Annotated in this window: 16 protein-coding genes; 12 read left to right on the top strand and 4 right to left on the bottom strand. The window is 64.4% G+C overall.

Translation table 11 applies throughout. The annotated features are described in order from the left end of the window. Positions 1 to 16: 16 nt before the first annotated feature. Both FJW07_RS26300 and rpoH read left to right on the top strand, forming a co-directional pair. Complete coding sequence (locus FJW07_RS26300) at positions 17 to 1,087, top strand: RluA family pseudouridine synthase (protein WP_140859310.1); 1,071 nt, start codon at positions 17 to 19, stop codon at positions 1,085 to 1,087. A gap of 211 nt (positions 1,088 to 1,298) precedes the next feature. Beyond that, positions 1,299 to 2,210, top strand: a complete 912-nt coding sequence (rpoH, locus tag FJW07_RS26305; protein WP_140647889.1) for an RNA polymerase sigma factor RpoH — start codon at positions 1,299 to 1,301, stop codon at positions 2,208 to 2,210. Positions 2,211 to 2,516: 306 nt separating this feature from the next. Here rpoH and FJW07_RS26310 read toward each other — a convergent pair whose 3' ends face one another. From FJW07_RS26310 to FJW07_RS26320, 3 genes are all read right to left on the bottom strand, one after another. Then, entirely contained in the window at positions 2,517 to 3,176 is a 660-nt protein-coding gene (locus tag FJW07_RS26310) for a peroxiredoxin (protein ID WP_140859311.1), read from the bottom strand. Positions 3,177 to 3,366: 190 nt separating this feature from the next. Further along, on the bottom strand, positions 3,367 to 3,732 hold the full coding sequence (locus FJW07_RS26315) for a cell division protein ZapA (RefSeq protein ID WP_140647887.1): 366 nt from the start codon (positions 3,730 to 3,732) through the stop codon (positions 3,367 to 3,369). 4 nt (positions 3,733 to 3,736) lie between these two features. Continuing rightward, positions 3,737 to 4,009, bottom strand: coding sequence for a DUF4164 domain-containing protein (locus FJW07_RS26320; RefSeq protein ID WP_023763725.1), 273 nt, complete (start codon positions 4,007 to 4,009; stop codon positions 3,737 to 3,739). Positions 4,010 to 4,269: 260 nt separating this feature from the next. Here FJW07_RS26320 and tkt point away from each other — a divergent pair, with 260 nt between their 5' ends. The 7 genes from tkt to FJW07_RS26355 all read left to right on the top strand — a co-directional run bounded on the left by tkt (position 4,270) and on the right by FJW07_RS26355 (position 13,608). Continuing rightward, positions 4,270 to 6,261: a transketolase gene (gene tkt / locus FJW07_RS26325; RefSeq protein WP_140784428.1), complete on the top strand. Its 1,992-nt coding sequence runs from the start codon at positions 4,270 to 4,272 to the stop codon at positions 6,259 to 6,261. A gap of 155 nt (positions 6,262 to 6,416) precedes the next feature. Beyond that, positions 6,417 to 7,427: a type I glyceraldehyde-3-phosphate dehydrogenase gene (gene gap, locus FJW07_RS26330; RefSeq protein ID WP_140704687.1), complete on the top strand. Its 1,011-nt coding sequence runs from the start codon at positions 6,417 to 6,419 to the stop codon at positions 7,425 to 7,427. 158 nt (positions 7,428 to 7,585) lie between these two features. Further along, positions 7,586 to 9,475, top strand: coding sequence for a potassium/proton antiporter (locus FJW07_RS26335; RefSeq protein ID WP_140859312.1), 1,890 nt, complete (start codon positions 7,586 to 7,588; stop codon positions 9,473 to 9,475). 104 nt (positions 9,476 to 9,579) lie between these two features. Further along, a complete protein-coding gene (locus FJW07_RS26340) occupies positions 9,580 to 10,776 on the top strand; it encodes a phosphoglycerate kinase (protein WP_140859313.1) in 1,197 nt (398 codons plus the stop codon). A gap of 117 nt (positions 10,777 to 10,893) precedes the next feature. Then, entirely contained in the window at positions 10,894 to 11,919 is a 1,026-nt protein-coding gene (locus FJW07_RS26345; RefSeq protein ID WP_140859314.1) for a class I fructose-bisphosphate aldolase, read from the top strand. Positions 11,920 to 12,073: 154 nt separating this feature from the next. After that, complete coding sequence (locus tag FJW07_RS26350; protein ID WP_140859315.1) at positions 12,074 to 12,808, top strand: thioredoxin family protein; 735 nt, start codon at positions 12,074 to 12,076, stop codon at positions 12,806 to 12,808. 65 nt (positions 12,809 to 12,873) lie between these two features. Next, on the top strand, positions 12,874 to 13,608 hold the full coding sequence (locus tag FJW07_RS26355; RefSeq protein ID WP_140859316.1) for an SGNH/GDSL hydrolase family protein: 735 nt from the start codon (positions 12,874 to 12,876) through the stop codon (positions 13,606 to 13,608). A gap of 55 nt (positions 13,609 to 13,663) precedes the next feature. Here FJW07_RS26355 and FJW07_RS26360 read toward each other — a convergent pair whose 3' ends face one another. After that, positions 13,664 to 13,825, bottom strand: a complete 162-nt coding sequence (locus tag FJW07_RS26360) for a hypothetical protein (RefSeq protein ID WP_108702902.1) — start codon at positions 13,823 to 13,825, stop codon at positions 13,664 to 13,666. 204 nt (positions 13,826 to 14,029) lie between these two features. Here FJW07_RS26360 and FJW07_RS26365 point away from each other — a divergent pair, with 204 nt between their 5' ends. The 3 genes from FJW07_RS26365 to FJW07_RS26375 all read left to right on the top strand — a co-directional run. Further along, entirely contained in the window at positions 14,030 to 14,242 is a 213-nt protein-coding gene (locus FJW07_RS26365) for a hypothetical protein (protein WP_181182729.1), read from the top strand. 158 nt (positions 14,243 to 14,400) lie between these two features. Further along, positions 14,401 to 14,811 (top strand): hypothetical protein, encoded by a 411-nt coding sequence (locus FJW07_RS26370; RefSeq protein WP_140859317.1) that lies wholly within the window; start codon positions 14,401 to 14,403, stop codon positions 14,809 to 14,811. Between the two features lie 18 nt (positions 14,812 to 14,829). Next, positions 14,830 to 15,197: HTH domain-containing protein (locus FJW07_RS26375; protein WP_140567450.1), on the top strand; the 368-nt coding region annotated here is incomplete at its 3' end.

Below are 15,197 nucleotides of genomic sequence, written 5' to 3' on the forward strand. Positions count from 1 at the left end.
TCCGCAACGGTTTTCGATGAGCGCTCATAACGAAGAGACCCCGATATTGATAGAGGACGAATTGGCGGACGAGGAATCGGCTGCCGGCGAAGCCGTCGTGCTGGAAACCGGCGCCGACGCCGCCGGCCAGCGTCTCGACCAGTGGCTTGCCGCCCGGCTCGGGCCGGAGCTCTCGCGCAACCGCGTGCAGGCGCTGATCAAACAGGGCGCGGTCTCCATCGCCGGCAGGCAGGTGCTGGAAGCCAAGCGCAAGCTGAGCGCCGGTGAGCGGATCGAAATTCTGGTGCCCGCGCCGGAGCCGGCCGAGCCGCAAGGCGAGGACATTCCCCTCGACATCCTCTACGAGGACGACGAGCTGATCGTCATCAATAAGCAAGCCGGACTGGTCGTCCATCCCGGCGCCGGCAACTGGACCGGCACGCTGGTCAACGCGCTGATCCATCATTGCGGCGACAGCCTGTCCGGCATAGGCGGCGTCAGGCGGCCGGGCATCGTCCATCGCCTCGACAAGGAAACCAGCGGCGTCATGGTCGTGGCCAAGACCGACCGCGCGCATAAGGCGCTGTCGGAGGCCTTTGCCGACCACGGCCGCACCGGCGATCTCGAACGCGCCTATCTGGCGCTGGTCTGGGGCATTCCGCAACGGCCGACGGGCACCGTCGACGCCGCGCTCGGCCGCGCCGCCGATCGCATCCGCCGCGCGGTGGTGCCGGAAAGCCGTGACGATGCCCGCCATGCCGTCACCCATTTCAGCGTCGTCGAGCGCTTCGGCGAAGGACAGCAGGCTTTCGCCACCGCAAGCCTGGTCGAATGCCGGCTGGAGACCGGCCGCACCCACCAGATCCGCGTCCACATGGCCCATATCGGCCATCCGGTGATCGGCGACCCGGATTACGGGCAGGCCTTCCGCACCAAGGCCAACCGGCTGCCCGAACCCTTGAAAGCCAAGGTCAGCGCCTTTCCCCGGCAGGCCCTGCATGCCTGGCTCCTTGAATTCCGGCACCCGACTACCCATCTATCGATGAGGTTCGAGGCGCCAATACCAAGGGACATGGAGGAATTGGTCGGCGGCTTCCGCAAGCTCTGAAACCTGCCATTAAGACGCTTCAAACCGACCATCAAAAAACCTGACTGGCGTTGTTCACTTCAGCGTGACACACTGTTTCGTGTTGAACAAATGCTGTCTTTTCTGGTTTTGTTCCTATATACACAGGTTGTCGCGGATGAGCCTTTGGCATCCGTGACGAATGCCCGCCGCTTTTCGGGGGCATCCACTCCAAAGAGAGAGGGGCGCTATCATGGCCCAATCATTACCCAGTATCGTTTCCGGTGAAGGCGGTCTCGCCCGTTACCTGGAAGAAATCCGCCGCTTTCCGATGCTTCAGCCGCAGGAAGAGTACATGCTCGCGAAACGCTACGCCGAGCATCAGGACACCACGGCTGCCCACAAGCTCGTCACCAGCCATTTGCGGCTCGTCGCCAAGATCGCCATGGGCTATCGCGGCTACGGCCTGCCGATCGGCGAGGTGATCTCGGAAGGCAATGTCGGCCTCATGCAGGCCGTTAAGAAATTCGAACCGGAGCGTGGCTTCCGGCTCGCCACCTATGCCATGTGGTGGATCAAGGCCTCGATCCAGGAATACATCCTGCGCTCGTGGAGCCTGGTCAAGATGGGCACCACCGCCAACCAGAAGCGTCTGTTCTTCAACCTGCGCAAGGTGAAGGGCAAGATCCAGGCGCTCGACGATGGCGACTTGAAGCCCGACCAGATCGCCGAGATCGCCACCCGCCTCAACGTTTCCGAGGCGGAAGTGGTATCTATGAACCGCCGCCTGTCGGGCGACGCTTCGCTCAACGCCCCGATCCGGGCGAGCGAGGGCGAGTCCGGCGAATGGCAGGACTGGCTGGTCGACGACCACGAAAGCCAGGAAGAGATGCTGATCGAGCAGGACGAGCTGGAAAACCGGCGCTCCATGCTGTCGGGCGCTCTGTCCGTGCTCAACGACCGCGAGCGGCGCATCTTCGAGGCGCGTCGCCTCGCCGAAGAGCCGTTGACCCTGGAAGAGCTGTCGGCCGAGTTCGACATCAGCCGCGAGCGCGTGCGCCAGATCGAGGTGCGCGCCTTCGAGAAGGTGCAGGACGCGGTCAAGGCCGCCGCCAAGCGCCAGATCCAGGCGCTGCGCACCATCGAGGCGCAGCCGGCGGCGTAAAGCCACCGCGCATTGAGTAGCAAAACGGCGGCGCCAGAATCTGGCGCCGCCGTTTTTATTTGGCGAAAGCGGTGGCGCGCCCCTTTCTCCCAGTCGCTATGCGAGGAGAACTGCCGGTTCACCCTCCTTAGCCGCAGCGGAGGATGGGCAGCAATGAGGGGCAGCGCCGAGGCTGCGAGGTTGTTAACTCAGAACAAACAATCGGACCGGGGAGCAGGCGCGCGCTCATCTTCGACCGCCGCGCCGCCCCTCATCCGCCCTTCGGGCACCTTCTCCCCGTTTAACAGGGAGAAGGAAAAAGGCTCATCACGCCGAAGGCTGCTTCGTCTTGCGCAAATACGGCAGCACCGTCTCGTACGCCCCGAAGCGCTTGATCGCGTCCTCATTGGAGACGGCGGCGGTGATGATGACGTCGTCGCCCTGTTTCCAGTTGGCTGGCGTCGCCACCTGGTGCCTGGCCGTCAGCTGGATGGAATCGATGACGCGCAGGATCTCGTCGAAGTTGCGGCCCGTGGTCATCGGATAGGTCAGCGCCAGCTTGATCTTCTTGTCCGGGCCGATGACGTAGACCGAGCGCACGGTGGCGTTGTCGGCCGGCGTGCGGCCCTCAGAGCTGTCGCCGGCGCCCGCCGGCAGCATTTCATAGAGCTTGGCGACGTGCAGGTCTTTGTCGCCGATCAGCGGATAGTTCACCGTCTGGCCGGTAGCGGTCTTGATATCGGCCTGCCATTTCTCGTGGCTCGACACCGGATCGACGGAAATGCCGATGATCTTGACGTTGCGCTTTTTGAACTCGCCTTCCAGGCCGGCCATGGTGCCGAGCTCGGTGGTGCAGACCGGGGTGAAGTTCTTCGGATGGCTGAACAGCACCGCCCAGCCGTCGCCGATCCAGTCGTGGAACTTGATGGTGCCCTGCGTAGTCTCGGCCGTGAAATCCGGCGCGATATCGTTGATACGAAGACTCATGACCTATCCCTACCCTTTTTGTGAAACCGCCGGCGCACCCCCTTTCGGCGGTGGCCGGACGTTAGTTCTAGCACCATGAGGGTAGGGTTCAAACGCCGGGAGTAGGAAGCTTGCCCATGGCAGGCGAAAATTTTTCGCCGTCGCCCGCAATTGGAGGCAGGATTTTCGATTTACCGCTGGCGCCGGGCGCTCAGGCTTTCTTTAGCGCGAGCGTCGCCGCGAGATCTTCCATGCGCTGCGCAAGCGCGCCGAGCGCGGTTGTGAGCACGCTGTCGCTCTTGTCGGCCTTGGTCAGCGCCTCGTCGCGTGTCTTGCGCAAGGTCAGCACCTCGCTCTCCATGCCCTTGACGCGCTTGGTGAGCTCCGAAAGTTCGTCCATCACCATGATGCCGGCCATGACGGTAAGCCGCTGGTCGCCGATCTCGCCGAAGGAATCCTTCAGATGCGAGACATAGCGGTCAAAGCGCTCGGCAAGGTCGATCAGGTGCTCTTCCTGGCCCTCGTCGCAGGCCATGCGATACTGTTTGCCGTCGATGGAAACGGTGACCTGTGCCATTGCCTTACCTGTCCAGAACCGCGCGGATGGTTTCCATGGCAGTCACCAGCCGCCGCGACACTTCCTTGTTGGCATCTTCCAGACGCTCGGCGCGCGCTTCGGAATTGTCGAGCTCCTGCGCCAGGCGCGAACGGTCGGCGTTCATGCGCTGCACCTCGGCCTCGGCTTCCGAATAATCGCGCTCATGCTCGAGCTTCGCCGCCACGGCGTTTTCCAGCCCTTCCATGGCCTTGCCCAGCCTGGCGATGACTTCCTTGAGGGTCGTTTCCCCGGTCATGGCCTCGTCCTATGCCCTGCCCATCACCGAATCGCGCGCGTTCAGAATGCGTTACCTCGGAAAGATTAGGCACCGGGTGAAGGGCGCGTCAACAAAGCTCTCGCGACTGTCCCCCGCTATCGCTAATGTAAGGCGCTCGATGCCATCACAAGCCCGGCAAAATCCGCCCCGATTTGTTGACTAAAAGGCCGTGCCTGCTATGTGTCCCGGCATCCTTTTCCAAGGGTTCTCCCAAGCTCCAACCCACTTCCGGAGGAAGCATGACGTCGCGTGAACAACATGATCGGATGGCCAACGCGATCCGTTTCCTTTCCATGGATGCCGTCGAGAAGGCGAACTCCGGTCACCCCGGCCTGCCGATGGGCTGCGCCGACATCGCCACAGTGCTGTTCAGCCGTTTCCTGAAATTCGACGCCAAGGCGCCGCACTGGGCCGACCGCGACCGCTTCATCCTCTCCGCCGGCCACGGCTCGATGCTGCTCTATTCGCTCCTCTACCTCACCGGCTATGAGGACATGACGATCGACCAGATCAAGAATTTCCGCCAGCTCGGCTCCAAGACCGCCGGCCACCCGGAATACGGCCATGCCGCCGGCATCGAGACCACTACCGGCCCGCTCGGCCAGGGCCTGGCCAATTCGGTCGGCTTCGCGCTCGGCGAGCGCATCATGAACGCAGCCTTCGGCAACGACCTCGTCAACCATTATACCTATGTGCTGGCTGGGGACGGTTGCCTGATGGAAGGCGTCTCCCACGAAGCCATCGCGCTGGCCGGGCATCTGAAGCTCAACAAGCTGATCGTCTTCTGGGACAACAACAACATCTCGATCGACGGCCCGGTCTCGCTCGCCGACAACACCGACCAGGTCGCCCGCTTCCAGGCGTCCGGCTGGAACGCCAGCCACATCGACGGCACAGATCCCGAAGCGATCGCCTACGCCATCGAGGCGGCGCGCCATTCCGACAAGCCGACGATGATCGCCTGCAAGACCACCATCGGCTTCGGCGCGCCGACCAAGGCAGGCACCAACAAGGCGCATGGCTCGCCGCTGGGCGCGGATGAAATCGCCGGCGCGCGCAAATTCTTCAACTGGGACTCGCCGCCCTTCGAGATTCCGGCCGACATCCTCGACGCCTGGCGCGCCGTGGGTAAAAACAGCACCAAGGCACGCACCGACTGGGAAGGCCGTCTGGCCAAGGCCGAGCCGAAGCTGAAGGCCGAGTTCGAGCGCCGCCTTGCCGGCAACCTGCCGTCGAACTTCGATGCCGTCATCGCCGATTACAAGAAAAAGCTGTCGGCCGACAAGCCGAAGGTCGCCACCCGCAAGTCGTCGGAAATGGCGCTGGAAGTCATCAACGGCGCCGTGCCGGAGACCATCGGCGGCTCGGCCGACTTGACCGGCTCCAACAACACCAAGACCAGCCAGACCAAGAACATCACGCCCGACGATTACGGCCAGCGCTATGTCCACTACGGCATCCGCGAGCACGGCATGGCGGCGGCGATCAACGGCCTGACGCTGCATGGCGGCCTGATCGCCTATGGCGGCACCTTCCTGTGCTTCTCCGACTATGCCCGCCCCTCGATGCGCCTTGCCTCGCTGATGGGCATCCGCTCGATCTTCGTCATGACGCATGACTCGATCGGCCTTGGCGAGGACGGCCCGACCCACCAGCCGGTCGAGCATCTGGCGGCGCTGCGCGCCATCCCGAACCACAATGTCTTCCGCCCGGCCGACGCGGTCGAAACCGCCGAATGCTGGCAGATCGCGCTGGAATCCGAAAAGACGCCGTCGACCCTGGCGCTGACCCGCCAGAACCTGCCGACCGTGCGCACCGAACACTCGGCGAAGAACCTCTCCAGCCAGGGCGCCTACGAGCTGGCTGCCGCCAGCGGCGAGGCCGTGGTGACGATCTTCGCCACCGGCTCCGAGGTCGAGATCGCCCTCGGTGCGCGTGACCTGCTCGAAAAGCATGGCCATCCGACCCGCGTCGTCTCGGTGCCCTGCTTCGAGCTGTTCGACCAGCAGAGCGACGATTACCGCAAGAAGACGATCGGCAACGCCAAGGTGAAGGTCGCCATCGAAGCCGGCATCCGCCAGGGCTGGGACCACCTGATCGGCACCGACGGCATCTTCGTCGGCATGCATGGCTTCGGAGCCTCGGGCACGATCGAACAGCTCTATCCGCATTTCGGCATCACCGCCGATGCCGCGGCCAAGGCGGTCGAAGCCCGTCTGCACGGCAAGTAGGAATTGCCTCGGGCCTGGCAACACCGATTGGCGGTTTTGCCGGGCTGGACCAACCTAATCGATTTAAATGCGACGTTCTGCGGCTGGATTCTTGTGCCTTCCGCCGTTATGAAACTGCGGACCCATCCGCTTTCCAGCCCCCAAGGGAGAGAACAATGACCGTCAGAGTTGCCATCAACGGATTTGGCCGCATCGGCCGCAACATCCTGCGCGCCATCCACGAATCCGGCCGCAAGGACATCGACGTGGTCGCCGTCAACGATCTCGGCCCGGTCGAGACCAACGCGCACCTGCTCCGCTATGACAGCGTGCATGGCCGCTTCCCGCATGAGGTTTCGGTCGACGGCGACCAGATCTCGGTCGGCAAGGAGACGTTCAAGGTCACCGCGATCAAGGATCCGACCCAGCTGCCGTGGAAGGAGCTCGGCGTCGACATCGCGCTCGAATGCACGGGCATCTTCACCGCCCGCGACAAGGCCGCCGCGCACCTGACCGCCGGCGCCAAGCGCGTCATCGTCTCGGCCCCGGCCGAAGGCGCCGATCTCACGGTCGTCTACGGCATCAACCACGACAAGCTGACCAAGGACCACATCGTCATCTCGAACGCGTCCTGCACCACCAACTGCCTGGCGCCGCTGGCGGCCGTGCTGCACGAGACCGTCGGCATCGAGAAGGGCATGATGACGACGATCCACTCCTATACCGGCGACCAGCCGACGCTGGACACCATGCACAAGGACCTCTACCGCGCCCGCGCCGCGGCGCTCTCGCAGATCCCGACCTCGACCGGCGCCGCCAAGGCGATCGGCCTCGTTCTGCCCGACCTCAAGGGCAAGCTCGACGGCATCTCGATCCGCGTGCCGACCCCGAACGTCTCGGTCGTCGACCTCAAGTTCATCGCCAAGCGCTCGACCACGCCACAGGAGATCAACGAGGCGCTGATCGCCGCCTCGAAGGGCAAGCTGAAGGGTGTTCTGTCCGTCACCCATCACCCGAACGTGTCGATCGACTTCAACCACGACCCGCATTCCTCGATCGTCGCGCTCGACCAGACCAAGGTGATGGACGGCAACTTCGTTTCGGTCCTGTCCTGGTACGACAACGAATGGGGCTTCTCGAACCGCATGGGCGACACCGCCGTCGCCTTCGGCAAGACCATCGCCTGATCGTAGCCTTGCTCCGCAGTTTGAAACGCCCGGCCTCGGCCGGGCGTTTTTTATTGGCCGGCTGAGCCAAAAACCACGCCGTTGCCTTGCACTGGTCATGCCTTCGCCCCACTCTCTGTTAAAGCGACAGATAGAGGGATTTGGAGGGGCAATAGCGGATGGAGCATGCGATCTATCTCGTGACGCTGGTCGGCACGGCGCTCATTGTCGCCGCAGCGTTTTCGAGCCTGATCGCCTTCCGCTTCGGCGCTCCCTTGCTGCTGCTCTTCCTCTGCATCGGACTTGCCACCGGCGTCGACGGCCTCGGCATCGAATTCGACAATGCGCGGCTGGCTTATTTTGCCGGCTCACTGGCCTTGGCGATCATCCTGTTCGATTCCGGTTTCGGCACACCGCTCAACGCGCTCAGGCAGGCAGCCGGGCCCGCGCTGTCGCTGGCCACGATCGGCGTTATCCTGACCACAGCCATCTTCAGCGCCGCCGCTTCCTATGTTCTCAAACTCAGCTGGCTGGAATCCTCCCTGCTCGGCGCCGCCGTCGCCTCCACCGACGCGGCCGCCGTCTTCTTCCTGCTGCGCGCCGGCGAAATCCACCTGCGCGAGCGCGTGCGCGCCACGCTCGAGGTGGAATCCGGCACCAACGACCCGATCGCCATCTTCCTCACCATCACCCTGGTCGAGATCATCGCCGCGCATGCCAACCCGGAAGCCAATGTGCTGGCCACCAACCTTTTGCTCGGCTTCCTCGCCAATATGGGGCTCGGCGCCGTCATCGGCGTGCTCGGCGGCTTCGGCATCGTGCGTCTTGTCGAGCGGCTGAACCTCGACCACGGCCTGCTGCCGATCTTCGTGCTGACGCTGTCGCTGATGGTGTTCGCGGCGGCCGGCGCCATCGGCGGCTCGGGCTTCCTCGCCGTCTACCTTGCCGGGCTGATTGCCGGCAATTCCGATATCCGCGCGGTCACTATTCTGAAGCGTTTCCAGGACGGCATGTCGTGGCTGGCGCAGATCATCATGTTCCTGATCCTTGGCCTGTTCGCCACACCCTCGCAGTTCCCGGCGATCCTGGTGCCGGCGATCCTGCTCGGCCTGTTCCTGATCTTCGTGGCGCGGCCCTTGGCCGTCTGGCTCTGCCTGATCCCGTTCCGGCTGCCGCGCCCCGAGGTCGCCTTCGTCTCCTGGGTCGGCCTGCGCGGCGCGGTCTCGATCCTGCTCGCCATCACGCCGCTGCTCGGCGGCCTCGAGCATGGGCGCCTGATCTTCAACGCCGCCTTCATCATCGTGCTCGTGTCGCTGGTGGTGCAGGGCTGGACGGTCGGTCCGCTGGCGCGGCGTCTCGGCCTGATCGTGCCGGCCCGTCTCGGGCCGCTGGACAAGGTGGAGCTCGAATTGCCGGGCTCGGCCCATCATGAGCTGCTCGCCTACCGCGTCGCGCCCGGCAGCCCGGTGGCGCGGGGCGAGCGCATCCCGCGCTGGGCAAGGCCCTCGCTGGTGCTGCGCGACGGGCGCTCGATGCGCTTCCAGGACATGGGGCGGCTGGCGGCCGGCGATCAGGTCTACATCTTCGTGCCGGACCGCTACCCGCGCCTGCTCGACAAGCTTTTTGCCAGCCGCGCCGTGGTCGACCCCGAGGATGCCGACTTCTTCGGCGCCTTTGCCGTCGATCCTGCCCGCTCCGCCGCGGAGCTGGAAGCCGCCTACGGACCAGGCCTGACCGAAGCGGAACAGAAGCTTACCGTCGCCGCGCTGGTATCGGAGCGGCTCGGCGGTCATCCCGAATATGCCGACCGCGTGGTGATCGGCCCAATCGAGCTGATCGTGCGCGATGTCGATGAGAAAGGCCGGATCGCCGGCCTTGGCTTGTCTTTCGAGCCGACCGCGCCGGTCGCGCGCGTGCCAGTGTTCATGAGCGCCGGCGAGATCGGCGACCGCATCGCCGCGCTCGTCCGCAACTGGCGCAGGCCGGCCGAAAAGCAGGCGGTCGACGACGTGCCGATCGGCACCGGGGCGCCCGGACCGGACAGCCAGAAGGCAACCGGCGAAGGCTGATGTCTCAAGCCGACATCATTTTTGCGCGCGCGCAATCGACGCGACCCTTGCATCGTCCTTCGCGCCGGGTAAGGTCGCCGCGTTTTCGCTAAAAAGGAACAACCATGGCCGGCTTCAAGACACTCGACGATATCGGCGCCGTCAGCGGCAAGCGCGTGCTTGTGCGCGTCGACCTCAACGTTCCCGTGGCCGACGGCAAGGTGACCGACGCCACCCGCATCGAGCGCATAGCGCCGACCATTGCCGAGCTCTCGAAAAAGGGCGCCAAGGTCATCCTGCTTGCGCATTTCGGCCGCCCCAAGGACGGCCCATCGGCCGAATTCTCGCTCGAGCCGATCGCCAGGGCCACGGCTGAGGTTCTCGGCCGTCCGGTCGGCTTTGCCGCCGACTGCGTCGGCGACAAGGCGGCGGATGCAGTCGCGGCGATGAAGGACGGCGACGTCCTGCTGTTCGAAAACACCCGCTTCTACAAGGCCGAGGAGAAGAACGAACCGGCCTTCACCGAAAAGCTCGCCGCCAATGGCGACATCTATGTCAACGACGCCTTTTCCGCCGCGCACCGCGCGCATGCCTCGACCGAAGGCCTGGCGCGCCATTTGCCGGCCTATGCCGGCCGCACCATGCAAGCCGAGCTCGACGCACTGGAAAAGGGCCTCGGCGATCCGGCCCGGCCGGTCGTGGCCATCGTCGGCGGCGCCAAGGTTTCGACCAAGATCGACCTGTTGATGAACCTCGTGAAGAAGGTCGACGCGCTGGTGATCGGCGGCGGCATGGCCAACACGTTCCTGGCCGCGCGCGGCACCGACGTCGGCAAGTCGCTCTGCGAGCATGACCTTGCCGGCACCGCCAAGCAGATCATGATCGAGGCGGCGGAAGCCGGCTGCGCCATCATCCTGCCCGCCGACGGCGTCGTGGCCAAGGAATTCAAGGCCGGCGCCGCCAGCCAGACCGTCGCCATCTCGGACGTGCCGGCCGACGGCATGATCCTCGATGTCGGCGCAAAGACCGTACAAAGCGTCAACGACTGGATCGACCGCGCCGCCACGCTGGTCTGGAACGGCCCGCTCGGCGCTTTCGAGATCGAGCCCTTCGACCGCGCCACGGTGGCGGCGGCAAAGCATGCGGCAGCCCGCACCAAGGCGGGCAAGCTTGTGTCGGTCGCCGGCGGCGGCGACACGGTGGCGGCACTCAACCATGCCGGCGTCGCCGACGACTTCACCTATGTCTCGACCGCCGGCGGCGCCTTCCTCGAGTGGATGGAAGGCAAGCCGCTGCCCGGCGTCGAGGTGTTGAAGCGGTAAACAGTCAGAGACCAGGCAAAGCCCGCGCGGCTTTCAATCGATTCTAGCTTTCCGGTGTCATTCCTTTGGCGGTAGTCTTCTGCTAGCGCGGAACAAACGCAGCGTAGGAGAGCACCCATGAGCGAACGTCTCGAAGATATCGCCGCCGCGATCGTGGCCGATGGCAAAGGCCTTTTGGCCGCCGATGAAAGCTCCGGCACCATCAAGAAGCGCTTCGACGTCATCGGCGTCGAATCGACCGCCGACAACCGGCGCGACTACCGCGAGATGATGTTCCGCACCAAGGAGGCCATGACGAAGTACATCTCCGGCGTCATCCTCTATGACGAGACCATCCGCCAGAAGGCTGCCGACGGCACCCCGCTGGTCGATATCATCAAGGCGGCAGGCGCCATCCCGGGCATCAAGGTCGATCTCGGCGCCAAACCTCTGGCCGGCTTCCCCGGCGACACCATCACCGAGGGCCTCGACGGGCTGCGCGAGCGGCTCGCCGACTATTACAAGCTCGGCGCCCGCTTCGCCAAATGGCGCGCGGTGATCGACATCGATACCGGCAAGGGCGTGCCCTCGGCCAATTCGATCGCCTCGAACACCCATGCGCTGGCCCGCTACGCCGCGCTTTGCCAGGAGGCCGGCATCGTGCCGATCGTCGAGCCGGAAGTGCTGATGGACGGCGCCCATTCGATCGACACCTGCTACGACGTCTCCAAGGCCACGCTGGTCAAGCTCTATGACGAGCTCTATGCGGCGCGCGTCGTGCTGGAAGGCTCGATCCTGAAGCCCAATATGGTCATCTCGGGCAAGAAATCGGGCAAGACCGACAGCCCGGAGGAAATCGCCGAGAAGACGATCAAGCTGTTCCGCGAAGTGGTGCCGGCGGCGGTACCGGGCATCGCCTTCCTCTCCGGCGGCCAGGAGGACGAGGAAGCGACCGCCAACCTCAACGCCATCAACGCCATCGGGCCGCATCCGTGGAAGCTGACCTTCTCCTATGGCCGCGCGCTCCAGGCCGCGCCGCAGAAGGCGTGGAGCGGCAAGGCCTCGAACGTTGCCGCCGGCCAGACCGCTTTCACCCACCGCGCCCACATGAACCACCTGGCGGCGCTTGGGAAATGGCAGCCGGCGCTGGAAAAGGCCGCGTGACGCCATCCCTTCCAATAAACAGCAAGGGCCCGGGTATAGCCCGGGCTTTTGCTTTTTACGGGCACCGTTCCTACCTGATGCAGCGAAACGGCGGCGGCGATGTCGGATCGCGCCCATGTCGAACGTCCTTGGCAGGAGAGGACAGGAGATGGTCATGCATCGCAATGCCGTGGTTTCGCGCGAGGACTGGTTCGAGGCGCATCGCAAGCATCTGGAACGCGAGAAGGAACTGACGCGGTTCCGCGACGCTGTCGCCGCGGAGCGGCGGCAGCTGCCCTGGTTCAAGCTGCGCAAGGATTATGTCTTTGAAAGCGAAGCGGGACCGAGGCGCCTAGGCGAGCTGTTCGCCGGCAAGAGCCAGCTGATCGTCTACCATTTCATGATGACGCCGGGTTGCGATCACCGTTGCCAGGGCTGCTCGTTCCTCGCCGACCATATCGACGGCGCCAACCAGCATCTGAAGCATCATGACGTCTCGCTCGTCGTCATTTCGCGCGCGCCGCTCGCGGAAATCCTGCCTTACAAGCGGCGCATGGGCTGGAAGTTCGACTGGGTGTCGTCCTACGCGTCCGATTTCAACTTCGACCTGCAGGTCTCCTTCACCGACAGGCAGATCGCGGCGGGCGAAACCACCTACAATTTCGAGAAGCGTCCGTTGCGGTCGAAAGACCTGCCAGGCACCAGCGTCTTTTATCGCGACGGCAATGGCGACATCTTCCTCACCTTCCTGTCGCGGGCCCGCGGCGGCGACGCGCTGATCGGCGCCTATCATTATCTCGACATGACGCCCAAGGGCCGCGACGAGGCCGGTCCGTATCACAACCTGATGGACTGGGTACGCCTGCACGACGAATACCAGGACAAGGACCGGCCGGACTGCTGCGCGTGAACGGCATCGTTCACGTCAGCCCAAACATGCGCTAATGGCTTGCAAGTTACGCCAACGGAACCGCCATGCAGCGCCTGCTTGCCCTTCTCACCTGGCTCGCTTTCCCGGTCTATGTCTGGCAGGGCCTCGGCGTGCGCCGGCGCACCACGCGCATGCTGCCCGCGCGAGGCCCGGTCCTGCACGAGATACCAGGCAAGGTGCCGCCCGTCGCCTTGCTGGTCCTGGGCGACTCCTCGGCAGCGTCGGTCGGGATCGAGCAATCCGAATATGGGCTTGCCGCACAGCTTGCCGGCCTGATCGCCGAACGCGCCGGCAGCGCCGTGCGCTGGCGCGCCGCCGGCTTCAATTCGGCGACATCCGGCCAGATCCGCGATTATGTCCTGCCCAACCTGTCGGCCGATCATTGGACCCATATCGTGCTCGCCATCGGCACCAACGACACCAAGAACTTCCACTCCGTGCCGCGCTTCAAGAAGGAGTTCGGCGGCCTGCTCTACGCGCTGCGCGCCAAATGGCCGGAAGCGCGTGTCGTGTGGTCGCCGGTGCTGGAATTCACCCGCTCGCCGGCAATGCCGCCATTGCTTGGCAGGATTCTCGAGATCCGCGCCACGGAAATGAACCGCATGGGCGTGCGGCTCTGCAACGAGCGCGGCGCCATTGCCGCCGCGCGCCTGCCGATCACCGATCCCGAGGCCGGCTTCGCCTCCGACGGATTCCACGCTTCCGAAGCAGGCTATCGCGCCTGGGCGGAGCATCTGCTGGATTTCGTGCTGGGTGGTGAAGCGAGCAAGGTAAGTTGAGCTTCAGGTCAGGACACGCCACTCGCAGGCCGTCCTCGCCTGAATATGGACAGACCTACGCCCAGTGCCCAAGCACCGCCGCAAGCGAGATCGCGGCCATGGCCAGCAGCGCCAGCTTCCAGAAATCGCCGCGCCGCTTCAGCCCCGGCCATCCCAGCGGCTTGATGACCTGGATCAGCATGATGCCGCAGATGACAAGGGCGAGCAGTTTCGTCATGCCGCCTTTGACCAGCAATGCCGATGCCTGTCAAAGCCGTTCTTAAGGCACCCTTCGTGCGGACCATTCCTGACAGAACCGGCTTCATTTGAACCCTGCGAGGGCCGCGGCACCGCGTTCTTCGGCACCCTGTCAACCTCCTGACAGACTGCTGTCAGGAGGGGTGTGAGATACTCTCCTCATCGAAAAGAGAGGAGTGAGGTCATGAACGGTTTTACCATTCTGCGCAGCGTGCAGCACTATGTCGGCAGGATCCGCACCGTGCCCAACGAGATCCGTACCCAGCGTTTCCTGAACACCTTGCCGGCGGACATCCGCAAGGACATTGCTGGCCGGACCTTTACACGGGCCGCGTGCGCGAAAACTGAAATTTTGCCGCCGCGACTTGGATTGTCGCGGCACCGCGCCCAGATGTAATGGCAGCCAGTGATGTTGCGTTCAGGGAAGAAGCCTTTGTTTGCCGGTAGCTTCGCCGCAGCCTCCTGACAGGATGTTGTCAGGAGGCATGCGGTAGTTGGTGCGGCTTCGATCCTGACAGCAACGAACACGAACCGACGATCCGGACCAATCCGCGTATGGCGAAAAGCTGGGACGATAGGCTGAACACGCCAGGCATCAACGGCATCAAGCCGTCGCCGCGCACGGTCGGCGATGTCGTCGAGGGCCAGTCGATGCTGGTGCCGACCGCGCGCCAGGTCGACGACTTCATCCGCTCGATCCCCGAAGGGGTCGAAATGGATGTTCGTGCGTTGCGTACCGCGCTGGCGATCGAGCACGGCGCCGAAGTGACATGCCCGGTGACGATCGGCTATCATCTGCGCACCGTTGCCGAAGCCGCTCACGAGGACCTCGAGCGCGGCATGGCGCCGGGCGACGTCGCGCCCTTCTGGCGTGTGCTGGATGCTGGGACGCCGACCACGGGCAGATTGTCCTTCGGAGCGAAATTCGTTGCCGCGCAGCGCAAGCGCGAAGGGCTGAAGCCATAAACCCCGGGGGAGAAATCGATGCGCCGCGCCGACAGGCTTTTCCAGATCGTGCAGCATTTGCGGGGTGGCCGGCTGGTCACCGCGCAGAAGCTCGGCACGTGGCTCGAGGTTTCCGAGCGTACCATTTACCGCGACATAGCCGACCTGCAGTCGACCGGCGTGCCGATCGACGGCGAAGCGGGCGTCGGCTACATGATGAGGGAGGGTTTCGACCTTCCGCCGCTGATGTTCACGCGTGACGAGATCGTGGCGCTGGTTGCCGGCGCCCGCATGGTGCGCGCTTTCGGCGGCGCGGCAATGGCGAGGGCCGCCGACGAGGCGCTGGTCAAGATCGGCGCCGTGCTGCCCGATGCCGAGAAGGATCGCATCGCCCGCACCGAGATCCA

The organism is Mesorhizobium sp. B3-1-9, from assembly GCF_006439595.1.
Taxonomy (GTDB): Bacteria; Pseudomonadota; Alphaproteobacteria; order Rhizobiales; family Rhizobiaceae; genus Mesorhizobium.